At 70.1% G+C, this 20,986-nt stretch carries 21 protein-coding genes and 2 pseudogenes; 10 read left to right on the top strand and 13 right to left on the bottom strand.

What is annotated here, in order from left to right:
* Nucleotides 1-1,032: 1,032 nt before the first annotated feature.
* From ABD371_RS35070 to ABD371_RS35060, 3 genes are all read left to right on the top strand, one after another.
* On the top strand, nt 1,033-1,482 hold the full coding sequence (locus ABD371_RS35070) for a transcriptional regulator (RefSeq protein ID WP_344486593.1): 450 nt from the start codon (nt 1,033-1,035) through the stop codon (nt 1,480-1,482).
* Nucleotides 1,479-1,850 carry a hypothetical protein gene (locus tag ABD371_RS35065; RefSeq protein ID WP_344486590.1) on the top strand — a complete coding sequence of 124 codons (372 nt, stop codon included), beginning with the start codon at nt 1,479-1,481 and terminating at the stop codon, nt 1,848-1,850. Before ABD371_RS35070 ends, ABD371_RS35065 begins: the two co-directional genes overlap by 4 nt.
* 476 nt (nt 1,851-2,326) lie before the next feature.
* Nucleotides 2,327-2,710 (top strand): hypothetical protein, encoded by a 384-nt coding sequence (locus ABD371_RS35060; RefSeq protein ID WP_344486587.1) that lies wholly within the window; start codon nt 2,327-2,329, stop codon nt 2,708-2,710.
* A gap of 184 nt (nt 2,711-2,894) precedes the next feature.
* Here the strand turns inward: ABD371_RS35060 and ABD371_RS35935 are convergent.
* From ABD371_RS35935 to tpg (ABD371_RS35045), 4 genes and pseudogenes are all read right to left on the bottom strand, one after another.
* A pseudogene (locus ABD371_RS35935) lies at nt 2,895-3,118 on the bottom strand (hypothetical protein).
* 414 nt (nt 3,119-3,532) lie between these two features.
* Nucleotides 3,533-4,264 carry a hypothetical protein gene (locus ABD371_RS35055; protein ID WP_344486584.1) on the bottom strand — a complete coding sequence of 244 codons (732 nt, stop codon included), beginning with the start codon at nt 4,262-4,264 and terminating at the stop codon, nt 3,533-3,535.
* A 73-nt stretch (nt 4,265-4,337) separates the two neighbouring features.
* Nucleotides 4,338-5,096 (bottom strand): hypothetical protein, encoded by a 759-nt coding sequence (locus tag ABD371_RS35050; protein ID WP_344486581.1) that lies wholly within the window; start codon nt 5,094-5,096, stop codon nt 4,338-4,340.
* Between the two features lie 91 nt (nt 5,097-5,187).
* Nucleotides 5,188-5,778, bottom strand: coding sequence for a telomere-protecting terminal protein Tpg (gene tpg, locus ABD371_RS35045; protein WP_344486578.1), 591 nt, complete (start codon nt 5,776-5,778; stop codon nt 5,188-5,190).
* A gap of 100 nt (nt 5,779-5,878) precedes the next feature.
* Here tpg (ABD371_RS35045) and ABD371_RS35040 point away from each other — a divergent pair, with 100 nt between their 5' ends.
* From ABD371_RS35040 to ABD371_RS35030, 3 genes are all read left to right on the top strand, one after another.
* Nucleotides 5,879-6,808 (top strand): hypothetical protein, encoded by a 930-nt coding sequence (locus ABD371_RS35040; protein WP_344486575.1) that lies wholly within the window; start codon nt 5,879-5,881, stop codon nt 6,806-6,808.
* 157 nt (nt 6,809-6,965) lie between these two features.
* The gene (locus ABD371_RS35035) at nt 6,966-7,586 is read left to right on the top strand and encodes a hypothetical protein (RefSeq protein WP_344486572.1); all 621 of its coding nucleotides are present in this window, start codon (nt 6,966-6,968) and stop codon (nt 7,584-7,586) included.
* Between the two features lie 84 nt (nt 7,587-7,670).
* A complete protein-coding gene (locus ABD371_RS35030) occupies nt 7,671-7,817 on the top strand; it encodes a hypothetical protein (RefSeq protein ID WP_344486568.1) in 147 nt (48 codons plus the stop codon).
* A gap of 60 nt (nt 7,818-7,877) precedes the next feature.
* On the opposite strand, the gene ABD371_RS35025 is transcribed toward ABD371_RS35030, so the two are convergent.
* The 5 genes from ABD371_RS35025 to tap form a co-directional block, all read right to left on the bottom strand.
* Nucleotides 7,878-8,297, bottom strand: coding sequence for a GNAT family N-acetyltransferase (locus ABD371_RS35025; RefSeq protein WP_344486565.1), 420 nt, complete (start codon nt 8,295-8,297; stop codon nt 7,878-7,880).
* Between the two features lie 455 nt (nt 8,298-8,752).
* Complete coding sequence (locus ABD371_RS35020; RefSeq protein WP_344486562.1) at nt 8,753-9,157, bottom strand: hypothetical protein; 405 nt, start codon at nt 9,155-9,157, stop codon at nt 8,753-8,755.
* Nucleotides 9,154-11,154 (bottom strand): hypothetical protein, encoded by a 2,001-nt coding sequence (locus tag ABD371_RS35015; RefSeq protein ID WP_344486559.1) that lies wholly within the window; start codon nt 11,152-11,154, stop codon nt 9,154-9,156. Before ABD371_RS35015 ends, ABD371_RS35020 begins: the two co-directional genes overlap by 4 nt.
* Nucleotides 11,155-11,842: 688 nt before the next feature.
* Nucleotides 11,843-12,403 carry a telomere-protecting terminal protein Tpg gene (tpg, locus tag ABD371_RS35010; RefSeq protein WP_344486557.1) on the bottom strand — a complete coding sequence of 187 codons (561 nt, stop codon included), beginning with the start codon at nt 12,401-12,403 and terminating at the stop codon, nt 11,843-11,845.
* Nucleotides 12,404-12,418: 15 nt separating this feature from the next.
* A complete protein-coding gene (gene tap / locus ABD371_RS35005) occupies nt 12,419-14,689 on the bottom strand; it encodes a telomere-associated protein Tap (protein ID WP_344486554.1) in 2,271 nt (756 codons plus the stop codon).
* Nucleotides 14,690-14,819: 130 nt separating this feature from the next.
* Here tap and ABD371_RS35000 point away from each other — a divergent pair, with 130 nt between their 5' ends.
* Complete coding sequence (locus tag ABD371_RS35000) at nt 14,820-15,146, top strand: hypothetical protein (protein WP_344486551.1); 327 nt, start codon at nt 14,820-14,822, stop codon at nt 15,144-15,146.
* Between the two features lie 401 nt (nt 15,147-15,547).
* On the opposite strand, the gene ABD371_RS34995 is transcribed toward ABD371_RS35000, so the two are convergent.
* From ABD371_RS34995 to ABD371_RS34985, 3 genes are read right to left on the bottom strand one after another with little or no spacing between them, the layout of a single operon-like run.
* Nucleotides 15,548-16,387 carry a hypothetical protein gene (locus ABD371_RS34995; protein WP_344486549.1) on the bottom strand — a complete coding sequence of 280 codons (840 nt, stop codon included), beginning with the start codon at nt 16,385-16,387 and terminating at the stop codon, nt 15,548-15,550.
* Nucleotides 16,384-17,259 carry a sigma-70 family RNA polymerase sigma factor gene (locus ABD371_RS34990; RefSeq protein ID WP_344486547.1) on the bottom strand — a complete coding sequence of 292 codons (876 nt, stop codon included), beginning with the start codon at nt 17,257-17,259 and terminating at the stop codon, nt 16,384-16,386. Before ABD371_RS34990 ends, ABD371_RS34995 begins: the two co-directional genes overlap by 4 nt.
* Nucleotides 17,259-17,486 (bottom strand): hypothetical protein, encoded by a 228-nt coding sequence (locus tag ABD371_RS34985; RefSeq protein WP_344486545.1) that lies wholly within the window; start codon nt 17,484-17,486, stop codon nt 17,259-17,261. The genes ABD371_RS34990 and ABD371_RS34985 overlap by 1 nt, the downstream gene beginning before the upstream one ends.
* Nucleotides 17,487-18,219: 733 nt before the next feature.
* Here ABD371_RS34985 and ABD371_RS34980 point away from each other — a divergent pair.
* From ABD371_RS34980 to ABD371_RS34970, 3 genes and pseudogenes are all read left to right on the top strand, one after another.
* On the top strand, nt 18,220-18,546 hold the full coding sequence (locus tag ABD371_RS34980; RefSeq protein ID WP_344486542.1) for a DUF6247 family protein: 327 nt from the start codon (nt 18,220-18,222) through the stop codon (nt 18,544-18,546).
* A gap of 2 nt (nt 18,547-18,548) precedes the next feature.
* The gene (locus tag ABD371_RS34975; RefSeq protein ID WP_344486539.1) at nt 18,549-18,806 is read left to right on the top strand and encodes a hypothetical protein; all 258 of its coding nucleotides are present in this window, start codon (nt 18,549-18,551) and stop codon (nt 18,804-18,806) included.
* A 435-nt stretch (nt 18,807-19,241) separates the two neighbouring features.
* Nucleotides 19,242-20,071, top strand: a pseudogene (locus ABD371_RS34970) (IS5 family transposase).
* A gap of 10 nt (nt 20,072-20,081) precedes the next feature.
* Here ABD371_RS34970 and ABD371_RS34965 read toward each other — a convergent pair.
* Nucleotides 20,082-20,285 carry a cold-shock protein gene (locus tag ABD371_RS34965; RefSeq protein WP_344486536.1) on the bottom strand — a complete coding sequence of 68 codons (204 nt, stop codon included), beginning with the start codon at nt 20,283-20,285 and terminating at the stop codon, nt 20,082-20,084.
* Nucleotides 20,286-20,986: the final 701 nt, after the last annotated feature.

Raw genomic sequence — 20,986 nt, 5'->3', positions numbered from 1 at the left:
CCCGCGGAGCGGGTACCCCAGCGCTGCGCGCTGGGAAGGGGAGGCGGTCGCTGCGCTCCCGCTGGCCCGTGCGGAGCACGGGCGCCTCACTTCGCTGCGCTTCGTGAGGCGGTGGGGCCGGCCGCTGCGCGCCCGGCTGGCCGTGCGGAGCACGGCCGGGGCCGATCGGGTGGACGGGTGCAGGCTAGTGGGGCCTCCAGTGCGGGAGTTGAGGGGGAGCGCGGGGCGCTCCCGGCGGGGGCGCTGCGCTTCCCCGCCTGACGGCCCTTCCGGCTGCGCCTCCAGAATCGTGGGGCCCGCTGACGCGGGCCGCGGGCGGGTTGTGAGGGTGGAGGGTCGCTCGTTGGTGTGGGTTCCAGTGTATCGCGTGCATCAGGGTGATGCAGCATGTACCGTTGGCGAAAACACGAGACACCCATCAACCACCCGCGCGGGGCACGCTATTTGATGATTGATCAGCCCGGCTGTTTGATCCGGACTGAGGGCGCGAGGAATTGCGAAATGGGGAAGCTGCGGGCCTCAGCCACAGAACGGAACCTCAGATATGAGAAAGGGTTCAATACCGGCGTGCGGAGGCACCGGAGCCGATCGGCCCCCAGGGCCGGACGGCGGAACCCACCACGAGGGCAGCCGCTCTCTGTTGGCGTTTGTCCGTCACGGTCGGCACCACCCGAGACTCAGAGCCGGTGGTGCCGACCACGGCCCGCACTGGGTGGTGGACCCGCACGCGAAGCCGCCTCAGCCACAAGGTTCTGGCCCGCAGTTGGCTGACGCTGGGATAGATGCGTATAGAGCGATCAAGCATCGTCGCAGGTCAGCGGCCATGTGATGTATCGCTGGGGGCTATTTGAATGTCAGATCCGGACGCATCTTTCCCCTAGGGGGGAAATGATCATGTGCCCGGATCGAGGAGAGTTCGGCGTGGCGGGTTCCCCTCCAGGGGAAACGCCCACTACGGTCAGGGCGCGTACATCGTTCCCCTCCAGGGGAAAGCCCGAGGTGAGGAGCGGTATGGGCCGGGCAAGGCCAGCAGTGAACACTGCCAGCGGCGAGTACCTCCAGCTGGAGCTGCTCGACAAGGACGACAAAGCCTTCGCGTGGAGCGGTGGCGGGCGCCACATCAACGCCAGCAAGAAGCTGGGCGCCGCCCTGTACGCGAAGGACAGCGGGTACACGAAGAACGACAAGCTGGTCTACGGCTTCTACCTGTTCAACTCGCCGCCGGGGGACGAGCCGCTGCGGATGAGCTTCCGGGAGATCGGCGTCGAGCTGGAGCTGCGCCCGAATGCGGTGAGCAAGTCGGTGGGTAGCCTTCACCGTGGGGGCTACCTGTTGGAGGCGGAGAAGGTGGGCCGGGTGAAGTTCTACAAGCTCAACCCGCGGGCCGCCTACGACGGCTCCTCGGGGCAGCAACGGCACGCCACGCAGCACGCGCGCCACCCGTCGACCACCTGCCCGCCGGAGAAGAAGGAGGCGTCATGACCTCGCAGATCGCCGAGCCGCTCACGCCGCGTTTCATGGAGGCCGCGGAGCTCAACGACCTCCTCCTTCGGTCCCAGCTGAAGCAGGGTGCCGACTTGAAGGTCCTGATGTTCTTCGCCACCGCGGTGCCGATGGGCGAGCCCGTGCGCAGCACCGCCACGGACATCGGCCGGTTGGTCGGCCTGAGCACGACCAGCGCCTCCCGCAGCATCGGCAGGCTCGCCGAGAACGGCTGGCTCCAGCTCGCCTACACCGCCGTCGGCGTGAAGTTCTACCGCCTCGGCATCAAGGTGACTGGAGTACTCCTGCACCAGGAGGACGACGCCGACGGACCCCTTGCAACCGTCCGGCATCTCCACGCCTCCTGACCCGGGCGGGCGGCCGGGCGGCCGCCCGGGTGACACGGCGCTTGCAGCCCACGCTGCAAGCGCCGTCTTCATGGGGGCAGACCCCAGGGCGATACATCGTTCCCCCTGGCGGGAAACCGCAGGTCAAGGCCACCTCTGATGTCGGAGCAGAACCCTTCTCCTGCTCGCTGACCTGCGCCTTTGGACGAAGTGGCCGCCGCCGCGATACATCGTTCCCCTCTAGGGGAAACCCTCCCGCAGAAATGGCATCTGCCCAGGTCAACGCCTTGAACGGCGACACGACGGTACCGCTGGTGCTACCGACCCGTTCTGGAGAACCAGACCAAACCCCGCGGCCAGTGCCGCTCACCGGGAAAACGCGTACATCGTTCCCCCCGGCGGGAAACCGCAGGTCAAGAGACCCGAACGAGCGGTTCCCGGACCGAGCTGCCGCGCGCCGCCCGCCCAGGTCCGGGACGACGAGGTACGGATAAGGCGTGACCCACGACTTCGGCCTCCACCTCACTCAGGAGCTGGCAAAGCGCTTCGGCCTGCCCGCCGACACCTGGCCGCAGAGCACGGAGCAGGTGGCCCCGTTCTTCACGATCGTCGTCAACGCGCTCGGCCCGGACGCGGCCACTCGGTGGTTCGAAGCGGCCCGCCGAGCCCACCAGAAGGTGGCAGCAGCAGACCGGGACCGCACCCACCAGTTCGGCTTCCCCATGCACCTGGACGTGGAAGCCGAAGCCCACAAGGAGACCACGCTCTCCATCGTGGCCGCCTTCGAGGCGACGAAGGCCCTGTACGAGGTGACCCGCCGCGACCCCACCGCAGACGTCGACACCTACTTCGACTGCGCGCTGCGGGCCTGCGCCGGCTGAGCACCCCCAGCCGGCCGGAGCACCCGGGTAGCGCCTTCCCGAACCGCCTCACCGTGTAGCAAGGCTGCCCTTGCTACACGAGCAGCACCCGTGTGCCGACTGAACCGTGCGAATACTGCGCAGCATTCGCAGCCTCCGGTTGCCACCAAGCAGCACGACCAGCACCAGGAGCAGCGCGAGGCTGCTACACCTCGATGAAGGCGACGACGACCACGGTCTTGAGCATGGTCACCCAGTACACGAGCCGGACGCGTTCGACGTCGTCGACGTAACTGCGCAGTTGGGGCCAGCGGTGTCGCCGGGGAGTGGTTCGCCAGTATCGGGGTCGATGGAGATGACGACAAGGGCGCGGTCCAGGGCGTGAGCATAGAGGGCGGCGGTCGCGCTGTCGGTACTCACGCACCCGATCCTCCCTGCGCCGCGGGCGGTCACGCAGCGATACGGCTAAAACCGCAGCCGGGCGCTGCCCGGAGGATCGGTGTCACGCTCGACGAGGCGGCCAAACGGGGCCCAGGGCCCGTGATTCCAGGGCGGCACCGGCAGCGTGACACCCGGCGCGACAGCGATTCCGGGCCACCAAGACACCGCGACCGTGACAGCGTGACAGTAACCCTCAGTGAACATAGAGCAGAGTGCCGCCCGTGTACCTCCCAGGCTCCCAGCTCACCTCCCAGAACTCCGTTTCCCTGCGGAAACGCGGGTCAACCTCCCAGACATACACGCCACATTAGACATTCGGGCTCTCAGGCTCCCAGCTCGGCGACGCGGAGCTGGGAGCCTGAGAGGTCACACGCGGTCACCTCCCAGCAGGCCAGCTCCGATTCACCCCGGACCGCTGTCCGTACCGCGGGCGCGGTCGGCGAGCGCCTGGGTGAGCCAGCGGGCGAGGTCGGCGGCCGCGTCCGGATCCACTGCCGCGAGGCGCCCGGCGAACGGCAGCTCCTCGCCGCGGGCCAAGACGCCGGTGGCGGCGAGCGCGGCCAGAAGGTCGGCCTGGGCCACAACCGTGTCGGGCAGGCGGACGGTCGCGGCGGCACGGGCGGCAGGGTCGGCGTAGCAGCCGGACCGGTCGGCGAGGGCCTGGGCGAGCCAGGTGCCGAGGGCCTGTCCGGCGTCCCAGGACCGGGTGCGGATCCGGTCGAGCAGGGCGTCGTCGCCGTCCTGGGGCCGCTCATGGGAGAGCTGTCCGGTCAGGGCCAGGGTCTCCAGCTCGGCCACGCGGCCGGCGGTCCGGTGGGCTGCGGCCAGGATGGCCTGGTTGGCGCGTTCGGCCAGGACGTCGGTGTCGGGATCGGTGTCCGGGTCGTACGTGCCGCCGCCGAGGAGGAGGGCGTGGTGGATGCGGCTCCACTCCGACCATTGCGCCGCGAGCGGGCTGCCCGGGGCGGCGCTCTGCCCGGCGAACTGCTCGAGGACGGTAGCGGCCTGGTGGCGCGTCATGCCCCGGGCACGGTCGCGTACCGCCGCCCGGACAGCAGCGGCCTGCTTGCGCGTGGCCCGCAGGCGTTCCGCGGTTGCCCGGCGGGCCTGCTCACGCTGGTGGTAGTAGCTCATCGGGCATGCCTCTCGTCGAGGGTGTGCAGCGGGCCGTCGTGAGGCCCCGCCAGGGTGACGGCGGGACCGGTGCTCACCGGATGCCCGGGGTGCGGGCCGTGATCCAGGCGGCGAGCGCGTGGGTGGCGGCCGGGTCGGCCTGGGCGAGCCGCCCCGCGAACTCCAGCTCGCTCTCCCCCTCGCCCTCGGCGCCGAGGGCGGTCAGCAGGGCGGCATGGGCCCGCACCTCCGCAGGCAGCGAGCCGGCGGCGGCCGTGCGCGCGGCCGGGCCGGCGTAGTGGCCGGAACGGTCGGCGAGGGCGCGGGCGAGCCAGCCGCCGACCACCGGGGCGCGGTAGTCGAGGCGGCCGGCCAGGACGTCGCGGGCATCCTCATCCCCTGGCCGGCTCTCCACCGTGCGGTCGAGGCGGCCGTACCCGGCGAGCTCAGCGAGGTGGTCGGCGCGGGCGTCGAGCCGCCGCTGCTCCTCCAGGCGCTGCTGCTCGGCCCGGGCGGCTTGCCGGTCGGCGGCGAGCTCGTCCTGGACGACGGCGTCGGCCGCCGGGTCGTACGGACCGCCGCTCTCGGTGAGCAGCCGCACGATCCGCTGCCACTCGGCGATCTCGGCCGGGCCGCGTGTATCGCCCGCCAGGTCCTCGCGGTCGCGATTGATGTGCTGCGTCAGCTCAGCGTCCTCCAGCGCGGCCTCGGCCTCGGCGGCCGTCATGCCGGTGGCCCGCCGCCGGACCGCCGACCGGCCGACCTTCGCCCCGTCGAACCCCCGACGGGCCGCGGGCGCGCCGGACGCCGGGGTGCGCGGGCGTCGGTGGGACCAGGGAAGAGGGGTGCTCACAGAGGTCTCCCATCTCGCGGAAACGGTGAAGCTGAATATCCGGCCGTGACGGCCCTGGACAGGTTTATAGCAGGCCGGAAATTCGGTCGGGCTAGAACCGGAAAGAAATCGAGGTCACCGCCGTGAAATCCGCTCGCAGCCCGTCGGCCCGCGTGCCCCATTCCGTGAAATACGACTCCGTGATGGCCTCCGCGACGACGGGATGCAGTTCCTCCTCCGTCGCTCCGGCTTCCTGGAGGGCCAGGATCTGCTTCATGTAGGTGGGCGGGATGTCCGTGGTGATGTGGCGCTCGCGGCCGTCGTCCGAGCTGCCGGTGCAGGTGAATCCGAAGTACGCGGTCACCTCCACCATCATCCCCCGGGAGGTGGCCGCCTGGGCGCGCGCCTGTGCTCTGACCTGGGGTTGCCACTCGGATTCGGTCGCTTCCACCAGGGCGTCCCGGAGCCGCTTCTGCGGCTTGTTCAGCTTCCCGGCACGGTAGCGCTCGATCGTGCGGGTCGAGGTGCCCACCCGCTGCGCCACAGCCCTGGCCGACCCCTTCACCCGCGTGAGAAGGAATTTCACCTGTGCATTGGCGGACTTCGGCGCGGGCCGGGTGAAAACCTGCCGCTCCGCCCGCGCGAGGGCCTCCAGGACCTTGCCCCGGCGCGGGGCCGGCTGCTGCTGTTCGTGGTCGCTCATCCAGGAAGTGGATCCCGGGCGTCCTGTGGACAGCGGCCGGAGTCCGCGGCGCGCACTCGATACGCCGCCCCCGTCTGCCGGGTTCTGGAAGGATCCGGGCATGCCCACCAACCAGGTCCCCTCAGCCGGACTCAACGACGGCACCCCCTTCGGCACCCTGTACGAGCGAGCCGTCGAGCGGGCCGCCGGGCCGGAACAGAACAGCCTCGTCGCGGAGGTGCGCACCGCGGTCGAGTTCGGGATGTGTGATCCCAAGGATTCGGTGGAGATGGCGTGTACGGCGGCGGAGACCGCCGAGGCGCTCGTGACCGCCTTGTCGAGCCCGTGGTCCCTCTACACCCCGCAGGACGCCGCGACGATCGCCTCGGCGCTCTTCGTCCAGCTCCAGCAGAGCGCCGACGCGCTCCAGACGCTCCGGCGGACCGTCGGACAGATCGCCGAGCGCGGGGAGACCGAGGTGCCCGCCCCGGCCGGCCCCGGGCAGCGAGCGAACCTGGGCGACGCCCTGGAGGCGCTGCGCTCGGTGTCCGAGCAGATCCACGGCCTGGTGGCCCGGCACGCCTCCACCACCGTGCGGGCCCTGTACACGGCCCCGTCATCGGCCCCCGTGCCCGCGGACGAACACGAGACCGTGGTCGCCGTGGCCGCCCTGCTCGCCAAGCAGCATGACGGGACGGTGACCCTCAACCGGCACCACCCGGACGAGGAGGACCATCCGGCGCCCGACGGAGGGTTCGCATGCGCCTGTGACGTCACGATCCTCAGTGCCGACGACGAGTACAACTTCCACCGCGGCGGCGATAGTCAGTGGACGGTCGCCAGGGCCTCGGAGTACGTACGAACGCACAACGGTTCCGCCGTCTTCGACACCCAGGAGGCCTTGAGCACAACCCTCAAGACCGCCCACCCCCAGCAGCTCACCGACGACATCCTGCGACTCATGACCACCGACCGGGACACCCCGCCGATTGTCTACGGCGAGCTGCATGCCGTCCCGGACGACCGCGCCGTTCCGCCTGAGCAGCCTTGAGCGCCACCAGACGGGGCGCGCTGTGGGCCTCTTCATGACGCGTAGGGCTGCGGTCGGCCGCCGCCTCTGCTCTTGATCGGCAACGGGGTGGTGCGGGTTGTGCGTCAGGTGCGCAACGGCCCGGCCGCCAGGGCTGGCGCGCGGTGATCCTGTGGGGATGGACCAGTTGATCGAGTTGGCCGGCACGCTCGCCACGGGGGCACTCGTTGCCGTCCTCGCGGCCTGGCTGACGACCCGCTCCCGCAACCGCCAGGAGCAGCAGGCTGAGATTGGCGCGCTTCGGGTGCAGGCGGATGCGATGACGGTGGCGGTGATGGAACTGCAGGGCGCGGCTGCCGCCAACCGGCTGCTGTGGGAGGAGCCGGCCGAGCGGGGCCGGACGTTGCTGCTGGCCGTGCTCGCCTTCGCCGGTGGTGCTGCCCGCGCCCGGATCGCCGGCGGCACCGACGCGCAGAGCGGGCTCGTGGGCTTCGGGCGCGCGGCTGAGCTGCTGAGCCGGGAGCGGGTGGTGAGCAAGCAGACCGTGTCCGCCGTGCGTGAGCCGCTCACCCGGGCCGCCACCGCCGCCGCCCCGCTCATGCGCTCCTTTGACCCGGCCGTCGTCACCGCCACCGAGCAGCTGCTGAACGCCCTGTCGGAGGTGGAGAACACCGCGCGCCTGGAGGCCGCGCTGGAAGCGTTCGGCCGGGCCGTCAACGCGGCCACCGCGCCGCGGCTGTCCTGGTGGGCACGCCGCCGTGCCGCACGGACGAGGGACCTCGACGGGGCCTTTTCGTAGAACGCGAGACGCCGTGTGCCCGGCAGCTCGAATGCCGGGAACACGGCGCTCGGGCAGACGGCCGCGCTACAGGTCGATCCGGATGTGTTCCATGTCGGTGAACTCCACCCCCAGGCCGCTGGCCCGGGTGTTGTTGGTGCGGACGTTCATCTGGGCGAGGCCGTCGGCGGCGATCTGCTGGAGCTGCTGCTCGCCCGTGCCCTGCTCGCGGGCGATGGGCCTGTTGACTAGGTGTCTTTGAAGCGTTGCTGAGGTGGCGAACCCGGTGCGGGACTGTTTCGTACCTGTTTGCTACAGCTCGCGGTAGTAGTGGATTAAAGGCAGGGCGGTGAAGCCGGCCTTGTCGTAGGTGCGGCGGGCGGGTTCGTGGCCCGGGTCGCCTCCGGTCCAGACCTCGATCCGGGTGCAGCCGCGTGAGCGGGCCTCGTCCATCGCGGTTCCGATCAGGGCGGTGGCGATGCCCTTGCCCTGGCGTGCGGGATCGACTGCCAGCATTTCGATCATCGCGACAGGCGCACCGGCCTCGTGCACGAGAGCCACCCAGCCCACAGTGTGGCCTTCGTGCTCGGCGACCCAGCACGGGTGCTTCTCAGGTTGGCAGTTGGCGCGGATCTCCGCGGCCTGGCTCGCGCGCCAGTCGGGGTAAGCGGCCCTGAACAGCCTCGGGGCCGAGGACCCTTTCGAAGGACCTGAAGACTGGCTCCCAGGCACGCAGAGCGAAGGACACCACCGTCTCGACGTCGTCGGCGCGCAGTGCGCGGATCACAGTACTCATGAGACGACCCTAGGAACACCGTCAACGGGATTTCGCCGCATTCCAGGCCGACGCTGCGACAGTCCTTGGCCGGCACCTGTTGAGCCGCAGATCCGAACCCGGGGGTTCGGCCCTGTGACTGAGTGCTTCACTTGGCGAGTTGAGCGTTGGCCGGGCAGGGTATCGGCGGAACGGTATATACGGTGATGGCGCCGGTAGAGGAACGAAAGGATTTGGCCCTACCTGCTCGTGAGCTTCACCTGCGCGGCGCACGGTGGGCCTGCGGGGAGGCGGGGCGGGAGGCCGGTGCGCTGGTCGTCGGTGAAGGTCCGGTAGCCGATGATGCGGCAGAGTTCGCCCTGCCATACGTCGAGTCCCGGGGGCGGTTGTCCCACCCCCCCCGGATGGATCGTCAGTGGCGACGCCAGCGGCGATTGACAAGGGGAACGCCGAGGCGAGCGGCCACCGTACGTTCCAACTCACCAACCACGAAAGCCGGGGTATCGGCGCGGAGCGGCAGCACCCAGTAGGCCGACCACTCCTCCTGCTTTGACCTGGACTCCGCCATGTGCTGACGGATACGAACCGATGCGGCACCCCCGCAGAGCGCCCGCTCGGGTCGGGTCCGTCCGCAGTAGCAGGCCACGCCCTCTCCGTTCACCGGGATGTAGATGGCACGACGCTCGTTCCCGCTGTCCTCCCCGATCCAGATCGGGGAGTCCCGGTATTCCTCCAGCCAGGGGCCTACCAGGCTGGCCAGCACGGCGTAGCGCTCGGGCGTCATCGTGACGACGCCCTGCCACACCAGGGCGCTCACCAGCTGTCCGACAGGGGCTCCGACTCGGCGATCTTGCCGAGGCGAGCGGTGATGCCCGCGAGGATCCCGAACGTCGACTCCACCTCGAGCCAGGCGATCTTGTCGACAGTGCCGTTCTCTTCGCGCATCTCGATGAGGTCCATCAGCCGGTCCTTCGCGGTGAACACCGCCTCCTGGAACCGGGTGAGGCTCGCGGCCTCCTTGGCGGCGGGGTTGTTGCGCTCCGCCTCTGAGGTGAAGCCGTGCCGGACCGCCTGGCGCAGGTAGGCGTTGAAGGTGGAGGTCGCCCAGTCCGACGGCTGCTCGACCAGGGACTTGGACTCGCTGTCCCACCAGCGCAGCGGCCGGCGGGCCCGAGACCGCTTCACGGCGTCGGCCAAGAGCTCGCGGCCCGGGCCGGTCTCCAGGAGGCCCTTGATGATCTGCCCGACGCTGGTACGGGCGATGGTGGTGCCGACCGTCTCCTCGGCCGAGCCGGCGGCGGCCCGCAGGTGACCGGTGACCACCAAGGCGACCATGCCGAGCACGCCGAGCACGAGGGCGGCCTGGGTGTCGTTGGCGTGGGCTCGGTCCCGGAGGCCGTCGATGGCGTGGTCCGTGGCGGCGTTCTCCACCGTCCACTCGGTGTCGACCAGGTCCTGCCACAGGCAGCCGGTGTCCAGCGCCTTGCGGATCGAGTCCAGGTGCTTCGGCGTCTCGACGCTCGCCGAGTACGAACGCAGTCCCAGTTCCACCACCGGCCCGTTGCGGTGGCTGAGGTAGAGACCAGTCTTACCGAGCTGGGAGCGCACGAGGCGGTTGAAGGCGTGCCCCTTGCGGGTGAGCTCCTGGACGATCCGGGCGAAGCGAAGGTCGGGCAGGTCGTCCAGGCCAAGCAGGCGCATCCCCTCGGGCACCTGCTCGCGGCCGATCAGAACGTCTCGCCGCGCCGTCGCCAGGTCCTTGTCGGGCTGCCCGCCATCCAGCAGGCCCTCGTCGTAGAGGGCCGTCGCCATCTCCTCGGCGACGACGGCGTGCTGAGAGCCGGCGGAGAACTTCTTGGCGGACACGTTCATGCGCACCAACACGCTGCGGACAGCGGCGGGGAAGCGCTCCATCCCGCGCTGCAGGTCGTCGTCCTCGTAGCCGACGATCACCTGGACCGGCACGGTGAGGGCGTTGAGCGCGATCGCCGCTTCGTTCCGCTCCCGCTGGTCCGCCTCGGTACCCTTCGGCGGCTGCGCCAGTCGCTTGTGGGCCACCTTGGCGATCTTGCGGACGAGCTCACGGCGGGCAACGAGCGGCAGTCGCATGAGGTACGAGGGCAGCAGCCGGATCCGGCTGTGGTCGCGAGCATCGCCGGTCAGCCATCCGCGCTCGACCGGCAGGAGCACCAGGCAGGAGATCAGCCGACAGTTGCCGTCCACGGCCGTGTAGTCCTCGCCGACCGAGTCGGGGGAGCCCGTGAAGGTCGCTGGCACCAGCGTCAGCGAGCGCTCAACGATGCGCTCCCCTACGTCCTGCGGGTTGTCCTTCTGCACGGCGATTGCGGCCCGGTCCACGGCCTCCATCACGGCCTCGAACGCATCGCCGTGGACCAGCGTCGCGTACCGGTCGTGCGGGGCCGGCATCGACAGCGCGAGTCGGCCGCGGGGCGCCTTGGGGTCGGCGGCGTAGCTCGCGTCCGCGAGCAACCGGTCGTTCTCCACCGCAGGGGAGATCATCGGCGCGTACGCGCGGAAGTTCAGCGTCGACAGCCAGCCGAACGGCGTCCGGTGCCGCTCAGCCCGGCTGAGCTCGAGCTCCTGGGGGTCGGTGGCCAGGTAGGTGAGACGCTCGATGTGGCTGGGGCCAAGGAGAACTCCGTTGAGCTTGCCGAGCTGGGTCTGGGCCTTGGTCGTCTGGCTGACCGGCGGGACACGGTGCTCGAACTCACCGTTGTCGTTTCGGAATCCGCTGACCGGGATGACCTGAATCTCACGGGTCTCGCCACGGTCCGGCTTCGAACTGCTGCTCATGGGGTGCCTTCTTGGATGGCCGGCGTGTAGTACGCCGGCGTTGGCCGCGCGTCACGCGGCGCCATCCGGGCTGCCACGCACCCACTCCGCCTCTGAAGAACCTCAGTCCGTTCAGGGTTTCGTAGCGTTATCACGTCGGTCAGCGGCAGTTCGAGTGCTCTACGTGTGTGGCGGCGAGGCCGTCGCAGGCGGAGAGGAGCCCAAGTCGTGCGGTTGCAGACCTCGGTCCGCGCGCGCAGGCGTTTGACCGCCGCAATCAACGGCGTCGGCCGCACCCTACCGGCTCGCTGACTATCGCTCAAAGTGATTTTAATGGCCCCCTGCTGACGCACCAGCAGATGCCGCGCGACTCCAGGCTCACTAGCTGCGCAAACGCGAGACCGGCCCGGCTCCCACGTCCGGAGCGCCCAGGCTGCCTTCCTCGAACCCGCGAGCTGTCCCCGGCCACCCGGTCCCGAGTCGGGGCGAACGGGGCCTGAGTGGCAGGATCAGGGCAGGGGGCTCCGCCCGCACACCGTTGCCTGCGGGCGCGATACCCAAGGCCGCACTCCGAGAAGTGCAGCTCCCTAGCATCACGACCCGCTGACCAGGGGAAATGGCGGCGCTCAACTGGCCAGATCGAACGCTCACTGGCCAACTGAAGCGCTCAGTCACAGTCCGGGCTCGCGGGCTGTTCGTGACGCTGCTGCTACAGCTCGAAGTCGAGGTGGACCACGTCGGTGATCCGCACCTCTTCGAGGGATCCGGCCCGGCGGCCGTCGTCCTGGAAGTACGTCTCCTTGAGGGCCTCGGCGGTGAGCTCGCGCAGCCGGTCCTCGTCGGCGCCCTGGTCCTGGGCGTCGAGGAGGCGGGCGGCGTGCCGGGGCGGGAGGGCGACGGTGAGGTGGCGGATGCGGTCCTGGTCGGTGGAGCCGATGGGTGCGGTGTAGCCCATGCGGGCGTGGACGTCGACGACGATGCCGCCCGTGCTCGCTGCCTTTTTCCGGGCCTTGGCCCGGATCTGCGGTTGCCAGCGTTTCTTCACCTCGCGCTCCAGGCGGGCGGCGAGGTCGGCGCGCGGCTTCTTGGCCGTGCCCGCGACGTAGCGCTCCACCTGCCGCTGGGACATGCCGAGCAGTTCGGCGACGGCCTTCGTGCCGCCGAGTTGCTTGACCATGTACCGCATCTGCGGCCCCGCGGACTTGGGTGCCGGGCGGGTGAACGCCTTCTGCACCGCCTTGTCCAGGCCGTCCCCGAACTCCTTGGCCATCGCCTGCGTACTCCCCTACTCGCCGTTGTCGACGTTGGTGACGGTGCCGTCCTTGATGTACCGGGCGAGGTTCAGCTCCGGGGCCTTGAACTCCTCCCGGACTCCCTCGCCCCACAGCACGGACTGGGTGCCCTCGTGCTTGACCAGGCCCGGGTTGATGCCGAGCTTGAACCCGCCCGGGAGCGGCTTGCCCTCCCGGTAAGGCAGGAAGTCCAGCGGCGATTCGCCGTCGGCGGCGTAGACGACGCAGTCGGACAGGACCGCGATGGGGTACTGCCCGGTGAACGCCGCATGCTTGACGATCTTCCTGTGCAGGTTGATCCGGGTGCGGGAGATGACCGCCGCGCGGATGTCCGGCCGCCAGGTGGGGCGGGACAGGGCGCGCCACGGCTGGCCGGGCCGCCAGCCCTCGCCGCGCGGGCGTTCGCGGAGCTTGCCCAGGCCGCCCTTCACCGTCGCCTTGACCGCCGAGACGACGATCGCCAGCTGAGGGTCGCGGGCCTTGTAGCCGTTCATCGCCGTCAGGAAGTCCTCCGGTGACAGGTCGGCGTCGACGCCGAGGTCGGCCATCGTGGCGAGGTAGGCGTCGCGCAGCCGGTTGTACCAGCCGTCCAGGTAGCGGCCGTTCTCGTACCGCACCCACGCCTCGGCCGGGCGCACCTCGTAGCCCAGCTCCACCGCGTACGCCACCGTCGGGGTCGCGTACCAGGCCGGACCTTCGGGGCGCTCGCCCTTCGGCGTGAACGGGCTCGGCAGCAGGCCGGCGTCCAGGTCCACCCACTCCTTGCCGATCTTCACCTTCGACAGGTCGACGTGGCTCAGGTCGACCAGCCAGGAGCCTGGCAGCTTCGGGTCGAAGACCGGGTTCGTGACGTGCGTAGCTGCTCCGAGGCCGACGTTCAGGCCGTTCGCTCCGGCGGCGAAGGCCATGTTCACGTCGATGCCGACCAGGTGGCGCAGGGTGCACTCGGCATCGGTCATCGGCCGCGCCCAGTCGTGCGCCTCCTCGAACAGCCGCTCGCCGGGGCCCCGGATGTGGAAGCGGGGCAGATCGGCGAGGACGGGGTGGCCGTCGGGCACCTCGCACGGCGGCCAGTTCATCGGGTCGACCGGGTCCTTCCCCAGCGAGCCGGGGTTGTGCTCCGAGGTGCGCTTGCCGTCGGCGTTCGGGGCTGAGGCCCGGGTCGGCGGGTGCAGCGCGGTCATCAGCTCCAGACCCGTGACGGCCGTGGACCCGCGCGGCGTCATCACCTGGGCCGCGTACACCCCGAGGACGCGGGCGAGCTCGGCCGGCGGGAGCTGTCCGGCGGTGGTCCAGTGCCGGGTGTCCAGCGCGTTCCACGACGGGATGCACAGCTGGACACAGGCGCGCTCCGAGCCGGTCGCGGGGCGGTAGATCCGCGCCCACGGCCCGAACCCGCGCTTGGTGAGCTTCCACTCCGCGCGGACCAGCTGCTTGATGACCTTGTGGCCCTCCGACAGGCGCCCGACGGTCCGCTCCTCTTCGGTGAGGGTGGCCGGGAGGCCGTAGCGCTCACACGCGGCCTCGGTGAGCACGAGCAGCGGATCGGCGTCCTTGCCCGGCCCGGACAGCTTCGGCTGCCCCAGCCGAGCCTCCTTGAGGGTCCAGTCGATCAGGGACGGCAGGGACTTGGCGGGCACGTCCAGGACCAGGCCGCCAGTGCAGTACGCCAGCGCCTTCCCGTCCTCGATGTCGACGACCGCGAGCGGGCCGTTCTCGAACCGCGGATCGGCCGCGGCCGGAGCGGCGGCGGGTTTGGCCGTGGCCTTCTTCGCGGCCGGACGCCTCGACGCCGACGGCCCGGTGGCCGCCGCCGGACGGGATGTCGCGGTGCGGACAGGAGGCTGCCGGCGGGTCTGCTCAGCGGTCATCGCCGCAGCATCCGGCACAGGGCCTGCCGGGCCTGTGGCCGGTGTCCGCGGTTCGGCGGACCCGGCCTCCCGCCGCGAGGGCGCGATGGACCCGGTGAACGCCCCGGACACCGGCGTCGGCGCGGGAGAAGCCGGCGTAGCGGGCGCGGTCGGGGCGGGGTAGAGCTCGGCCAGCTTCTCCAGCAGACGCGCGTACGCCTCCCGCTGCGGCGGCCGCGGCTCGGTCTTCCCCGACTCCCACGACACGATCGTCGGCCGCCGTACCTTCAGCGCGGTGGCCACCTGGTCCTGGGTGAGGCCGTGTGCCTTGCGCAGCCGCTCCCGCTCACTCGGCGGGGGGAGCGGGGACTGCCCGGCGATCAGGGCGTCGACCGCGTCGAACAACTCGGACATGAAAACACCTCCTACCTAAGAACCCTAGCATGAAACAAACATCATGCGTACCAACAGCGTACTTCTTGCGTACATCTCAAATTGAGAGGTGGGTCAAGATCGAAAATCGAACGTACGTATCATTCGGTTCATGGCTGACTTCGACTTCCCGACCGACCTCCGCGACGCGCAGACCCGGCTCCATCAGACCTGGTCGGCGTACGCGGATCTGTGCCGGACCCTGCCGTGGTCGGTCGAGCCCGCGCCGGGCTGGGAAGGAGACAAGCAGCTCCACAGCGACCGGATCGGCGCGATGCCGGACTCCCCCGGCTACACCGACCACCAGAAGGAAGAAGTGGCGCAACTGCGCGCGCTGCTGGTGGAGCTGTCGGCCACGGTGTCGGCACACCCGTACTGGGGAACCCTGGAGCGGGGCACGGTGGTCGCGGCCCGCATGGCCCTCAAGAGCGCGGCATAGAAACGCGGCTGGGGCCCAGGGCGGAGACCGCCCGGGGGCAGGCACGTCGGACGGGTTCCGTTTTTGAAACCTGCCCGGACCGGCCTTGCCTCCCGAGGGTGTGGCTGGACCGTGTCTGCCGGTGCGGGCCCGGCCGTAGTGCCGTCGGGTCCAGCGGTTCCTCCTCACGCGGCACTTCCCCAAGATCGGCCACATGGTTGGCCGAGCGCTGTCGACGGGCACCTTGTGGGCCGAGTTGGGCCGTCTGCTCGCGACCGTCCAGGAGGTGGCACCTCCCACCGGATTGACACCGCCCGGCGGCAAGGAGGCCCAGGAGACGGTGAAGGGAATCCTGGCACCTGACGCATCCCGTCGGGCTGTGCCCCGGGGGCGTTCCCGGGGCACAGCCCGACGGTCTGGTTTCAGTGGGCTGCGGCTTCGTCGATCCGGGGGTAGAACCGCAGCGCGGACCAGGCCTCGGTTTCCCGCCGCAGTGCCGGGTCGGCGGGAGGGCGTGCGGGGAGGTCGGTGGGGCCGTCGGGCCGGTGGGTGGCGGTGGACAGCAGGGTGCGGATTCTGTGTGCGAATCCCGGTCCGGGCAGGGGGAGTTCGCTTTCGGGTTCGCGGAGGTAGCCGATGGCGACGGCGGTGGGCATGTAGGTCATCAGCGCGGTGACCACGGCGGAGCGGGGGCGGCTGACGTGTCGGGCCAGGTTGCGCAGGACGCGCAGGAGGAGGGTGGTGGTGACTTCCTCCTCGCCGGGGAAGCCGATCGGCGGTTCGTCGCCCCAGTGGATGGTGGCGCGGACGCGGCAGGTCCGCGGTTCGTCGCCGGTTTCCACTTCGCCGGTCTGGGTGTGCCACCAGCGGGCGGTGTGGGTCTCGCCGAGGGCGAGGTGGTGGAGGTAGAGGCAGTAGGCGGCCGCGGGCTGTCCGGCGCCGGCCGCGTATTGCCACCAGAACCTCGCCCCATCGGCTGTGTCGGTCAGCTGGAGGACACATGCCAGGACCATCGCGCTGCGGGGCTCGGGCACCTGGTCGGTGACGAAGGCGGAGACGGCGGGGGCGGGGGTGTGGCGGACGAGGGTCTCGCACAGTGCGTGCAGGTCTGCGGCGGCGGCCACCGCCGTGGAGTCCGGGGTCCTGCCCAGGGGGACTGCCGGCCGGTTCAGGGAGTTCGCGCGGCGCGGAACGGCGTCGCGGGGCACGGTGCGGTCGCGGACGAGCAGGGCCCTGGAGAGGTTGGCGTCGAGCGTGGTCATCGGGTGGTTCCTCCGGTCGGGTGCGGCGGCTCGATGGGGTCGGTGATGTCGTCCAGGAATCGTTCGGCGTGGCGCTCGTCGGAGCGTACGGCGGCCTGCGGGACGCCCAGGAGGCTGGAGACCTCCTCGTACGTGAAGCCGCACATCCGCCGCAGCACCATGACGTCGAGCTGGGCGTCGGGCAGCCGGCTGAACGCCGTGAACAGTCCCAGGCTCTCGGTCAGCTGCGCCGCCTGGTCCGCGGGGACCGGCCGGACGCGCAGGGCGACGGTGTCGAAGGCGGCCTGGGTCAGCACGGGTCGGCCGTTGCGGAACTCGGCTCCGGCCATGACGGCCGCGCGCAGGACGCTCCACGCGTAGCGGCGGGTGTCGGGGCTGGCCAGGGCCTCGGCCCAGGTGAGCCAGAGGAGGGCGAAGGCGTCCTCCACCACAGCTTCGCAGGTCTCGTCGGGCAGGAAGGCCCCGGCGTAGAGGAGGTAGTGGTCCTTCGTCATGGTGCGCAGGGCTCCGTGGTCGAGGGGAGGTCCGGAGCGGGAGGCTGTAACGGCCGGCGCGCGTTCGGTGGACCGGTCGACCCAGCCCCGGCTCTTGCCGGCGTCGAGAGCGGCGTGCTTCCAGAGGCGGTGCAGAGGCCAGCTGGGGATGTCCAGCACGACGGCCAGACGGTGGACGACTTCCCAGCGCGGATAGTGGCCGACGCCGCGAAGGAGTTCGGAGAGCTTGGACTTGGCCAACAGAACGCTGGCGCTGAGATCGCTGAGGGTCTGGCCGCTGGCGAGGTAGTGCTCGCGCACGGGATCGAGCCAGGCGCGGTGGGCGGTGCCGACCGTGGTGTCGATGTGGCCGAGTTTCCGGCCGGGGCGCGGCGTCATCACGCGCCGTCCTCTTGCGCCGGCTCCGCCGCCGCGCGGTGCCCGCCGGGCGGGCCGGAGCGCGAACGGAGGCCGCGCAGGACCTGGACCACCGTCAGGCCCAGGACCGGGGCCAGCACGGCGATCAGGGCCTGATGGCCCATCGCCGCCATCACCGCGCTCCAGCCGAACACCACCAGCATGACCAGCGCCAGCGCAGTCGCTGCCGCTATCTGCTTCCTACTCATCAACCGTCCTTGAGGGTGCACCGCAGTCATCCGGAAGACCACGTCAGAAATGAGAGATCCCTGCAACACGCGGGTGCCGATCCGCTGTTGGGGGGCCTCAGCATGGACCGGCCCGACCCTGTGACGCTATGTGATCATGAATTTACGGAACATTAGGAGTCGTGGACGGTCAGCCGGACGGCCGGAGATGACCGCTCCCGCACACGTTGAGCACCCGGACGCCGACCGCAGAGTGAAGTTCCCGGATTTCCTTGCAATTGCATCCCGGAGCCCGTCGAATGGGGGCAGGACACCTCGGTGTCGCCCTTCCATCCGGAAGAGGCCCGGTGCCCCCGTGCCGAGAACGAAGGGGGAGCCGTGCCAGCCGTTCCCGCCCGGCCTGAGAAAGAGGCCGGGCGGGAACGGAGCACCCCGATCACCGGGAAGACGACCGTAGCGCAGGGCACTGACAACACCCCCGCATCGCCCGAGATCAGCCCGCACACCCCCTTCGCCCCGACTTCTGTGGAATGTCGTAGCGAGGGCCTGGCCCGAGCGAGAACCCAACGAACTCCCGCGCGGCACCGGAGTGTCCGGCCGCAGTGCCAGCATGACCACGACTCGGACGCGCGCCGTCGCCACCGCCCAATCTCCTCCAGGGGCGTGCGGCCGAGCTGTGCGCGCCGTGCCGGTGCACCGTCCGCGCGGCATACCGTGGCGGGGACGGCACACCACGCGAGGAAGGGCCCGAGCGATGAGCGGCACACCACACGCTGACTCCTGGTCGACCCAGGTCCACGGCGAGACCGTAACCCTGCCGAGCACCGCCGCCGACATCCGCGCCGCTCTCCCCGCAGAGCGCCGTGCGGAGTTCGACGCCGCGCTCGCCGAGCTGGACGTCGCCGGCGCTCCCGAGGAGCTGCGCACGCTGCGGCTGGCGTGGTGGGCGCTTCAGGCCGTGCCCGGCGCGGTCGAGGAGACGGACGCGGAGGTCGCCCGGCTGCGCGCCGGGGACTACAGCGGCGTGGTAACCCTGGACGAGAACGGCGACCTGGTCCCGCTCGACGGCGAAGCCGCATAGAGGTGGCTTACCGAATCGCCTACGCGGGACAAGCAGAGGCCTCTCTGCGGGCCCTGCCGCGCCCGCGCCGCGCGCAGATCGACACCGCGATGCGCTCTACCATCGCCCGCGACCCCTACGGTCACGGCTCCACCGCGCCCCGCCCGCGTGAGCGGGACTACCGCGAAGTCGCCCTCCCCGGTGCCCAGGCAGTCGTTGTCTACTACGTCAGCGCCCCGGCCGCCCTCACCATCACCGCTGTCCGGCTGATCAGCCTCTGACGGCTGGACTCGCCCAGCCTGCCCGAGGGACACTTCGGGCGCGCGGCCTTCCTTGACGCACGCCTGCGTTCGGTGCGGGACCCGGGGCACCGCAACGGCCCGGCCGGAGTACCGATTCCGATGTCCCCCGCTCTCGCCACATTCCAGCGAACATTGCGGGCTTCAAATTTCCGCTGGAATGTGGCACGGGAATTTGTGGAAAATGATTTCGCGCACTGTTCAGTGCGCTACGGTGTATTTCGATCGCGATGTTGTTGTGGCGCGGTTTGAGGGCCCGCTGCTCCCAGTGGGTGCGACGGGCCCTCCGGGACGGCTCCCCGGACCTGATATCAGCAGGCCCGGGGAGTCACCACCCGCGTACGGCCGTGACGATTTCGGCGGCGGCGCCTAGGACCTGTCGTCAAATGATCACTGCTGGTGGATCATGGTGTCGTGATATGTCGCCATGAACTGTCCGATGCGGAGTGGGATTTCGTTCGGCCGTTGCTGCCCGAGTCGTCGCGGGGGCGGAAACGGCTGGATGACCGCAGGGTCATGAACGGGATCGTGTGGAAGTTCCGGACCGGGACGGCCTGGCGGGACGTTCCCGAGCGCTATGGTCCGTGGGCCTCGCTGCACACGCGTTTTCGCAGGTGGGCAGCGGACGGGACGTTCGACCGGATGCTTCGGGCCGCGCAGGCTAAGGCGGACGCGGCGGGCGACATCGAGTGGCTGGTGTCGGTCGATTCCACAGCCGTCCGGGCCCATCAGCATGCGGCGGGGGCTCGAAAAGGGGGCTCCGCGACCCAGCCCTCGGCCGGTCCCGAGGCGGGCTGACCAGCAAGATCCACCTCGCCTGCGACGGCCGGGGCCGTCCGCTCGCCTTCGTCGTCTCGGGCGGCAACACCAACGACTGCACCCAGTTCACTGCCGTGATGGAAGCGATCCGGGTGCCCAGGACCGGACCAGGGCGGCCCCGGGTCCGGCCCGATCACGTCCTGGGCGACAAGGGCTACAGCTCGAAGGCGATCCGCGCCTGGCTCCGCCGTCGGGGCATACCGCACACGATTCCCGAGCGGGCCGACCAGGTAGGCAACCGGGCCCGGCGAGGCAGCCGCGGAGGCCGCCCGCCGGCCTTCGACCGCGAGCTCTACAAACGGCGCAACGTCGTGGAACGGTGCTTCAACCGCTTGAAGCAGTGGCGAGGTATCGCCACCCGATACGACAAGACTGCCCAGTCCTACGCAGCCGCGGTTTCTCTCGCATCACTCCTGATGCGGGCCTGACCTTCTCTGGCTAGAGCCTCACGACGTTGGCCGCCTGCGGCCCCCTGCTGCCGGCCACGATGTCGAAGCTCACCCTCTGTCCTTCAGTGAGTTCCTTGATCTGATCCCCAGTAATCGCAGCGAAGTGGACAAAGACCTCGCTCGCGCCGCCGTCCGGCTCGATGTACCCGAATCCCTTCTCAGTGTTGAACCACTTCACGGTGCCCGTAGCCATCAGCGTCTCTCCTCGCTCTCACCTGACACACGGCGCTGCGCCGTCATCACCGGAACGCAGCACACTTCAGTGGTCGGACTATCCCCCAGCCCCCGACCACAAAGTGACCATCTGGCCGGAAGGATGTAGGGCAGGAGCGGATCTTGGCCAAAACTCGAACATGCCCCAGCGGAACAGGCCAACAGCATGGACGCATTTGACGACAGGTCCTAGCACCAGTAGTGCCGGAACTGCGCGTTTCGCCAGTTCACGGACCCTGGCCGACCAAGTCGGAGGGTCCTGGTCCTGGTCCTCGTCATTGCCAGCGCTCATGGCTCCCACCTCTCGCTCGCGGAGCGCCTCGCCTGGTGCCGACGCTCCTAGTGTGCTCGGCTCGAACCCCGGGTTGGGGTTCGAGCCAAACTCACCGAAGAGCGCCGCTGCTGACAGAGCGTCCGTCGGGCCGTGCGGAAATCCCTGGTGTGACCATAGCGAATTCCCTCGATTCCCGGGGACGGAATAGGCGGGTCGGGCCGAATTATTTCACTCTCAGGGTGCGGGTTCGTAGGTCACCGAGGTCCCGGAACACTGGGCCGCCAGGACGAAGAGGCGGTCCTGTTCGGCCTCGTCGGCGGTGAGGTTCCAGCGGAGCTTGGTGGCGGTCCATTCGGAGAGGTAGCGGCAGAGGGCGTCGGGGGCCGGGGGGAGCCATTGGGCGGGGT

Origin of the sequence: Streptomyces amakusaensis (assembly GCF_039532665.1) — a bacterium.
Taxonomy (GTDB): domain Bacteria; phylum Actinomycetota; class Actinomycetes; order Streptomycetales; family Streptomycetaceae; genus Streptomyces; species Streptomyces amakusaensis.
The sequence above is the reverse complement of the archived record's forward strand: the minus strand, read 5'-3'. Positions and strand labels throughout refer to the sequence as shown.